This is a genomic window from Chromohalobacter sp. HP20-39 (assembly GCF_033052815.1).
Lineage (GTDB): Bacteria > Pseudomonadota > Gammaproteobacteria > Pseudomonadales > Halomonadaceae > Chromohalobacter.
In genome coordinates this window covers 1-260 of sequence record NZ_JAWHTP010000817.1, presented here as the reverse complement: position 1 = coordinate 260, position 260 = coordinate 1, and the positions used below count along the sequence as shown (strand labels likewise).

At 76.9% G+C, this 260-nt stretch carries 1 protein-coding gene; it reads left to right on the top strand.

From position 1 onward, the window contains the following. A partial coding sequence (locus tag RVY79_RS20230) for a cation transporter (protein ID WP_411161768.1) occupies window positions 1-260 on the top strand: 260 nt, incomplete at both ends.

Genomic DNA, 260 nt, shown 5'->3' with positions numbered 1-260 from the left:
CCCAGGTCGACGGCGACGCCCCGGCCGCGCAACTCGCGGCGGCGGTGGAGCGCGCCGGCTATGGCGGGCGCCACCAGGCGCTGCAGCTGAGGATCTCTGGCATGAGCTGCGCGAGCTGCGTCGGCCGCGTCGAGAAAGCGCTGCTGAAGCAGGCCAGCGTGCTGTCGGCCGAGGTCAACCTGGCCACCGAGACGGCCCGCGTGGTGGCGCTGGACGGCGCCGACGCCGGCCCCTGGCTGGCCGCGCTCGACCGCGCCGGC